Source organism: Magnetospirillum fulvum MGU-K5, assembly GCF_000442515.1.
In the GTDB taxonomy this organism is placed as follows: domain Bacteria; phylum Pseudomonadota; class Alphaproteobacteria; order Rhodospirillales; family Magnetospirillaceae; genus Phaeospirillum; species Phaeospirillum fulvum_B.
Map to the genome: position 1 here is coordinate 1 of NZ_AQPH01000165.1, position 671 is coordinate 671.

A 671-nucleotide genomic window follows, 5' to 3' on the forward strand; every position below is an offset into this window, starting at 1 on the left:
GGCTCTGGAATTGGTCGCAGCGGACGACCCGGCCACCGACGGCTCGCGCTGCGGCTTCGGCCTCGGGGCTGGCGGTTGGGCTTAGGACCTCGATCGCGGCCTGGGGGTGGCGGTCCTTCAGCGCCGTCGCAATGCGAGGCAAATCGGCCTCGCGACCAACCAGCAAGGCGGGCTGATCGGTGCCGGTGCGGGCCAGAGAGGCGGCGATCGCGTCGGTCGAGAGCAGGATCGGCCCGGCATGGGGGTCTGGGGCGTCGAGCCGCCCGGCCGGATCAAAGACATAGCGCAGCCCGGGTCGGGTGGCATCGCCGATCGTGCAGCTTCGTCCAGACTCGTCGATGGCGTGGATCGCCCAGACATGGCCGTTTTCGTCGCGCAGCGGAAATAGCCGCCGTCCGCCCATATCACCCTTCAGCCCCAGGGCAGCAAGAGCGCCCCGACCAATTCCGGCGATGGCCGGGTGCCGCCAGGGCGCGGTGGCAAGCCAACCGTCCAGCGCCGGTCGGATCGAGCGCGGCACCGCGCGGCGGGGGGCCGGATCGTCGCCGATCAGCAGATGAAGGAACTCGCGGTGGGTAACGATGATCGCCAGCGCCAGCGCGTCCTTGTGGGCGTCGGCCATCAGGTAATCGCGCCAACTGCGGAAGTTGAACAGATGGCGGCCGAGGAAA

Annotated in this window: 1 protein-coding gene; it reads right to left on the reverse strand. The window is 69.6% G+C overall.

The window, feature by feature from the left end; genetic code table 11:
* A partial coding sequence (locus tag K678_RS19275; protein ID WP_021133804.1) for a hypothetical protein occupies window positions 1-671 on the reverse strand: 671 nt, incomplete at both ends.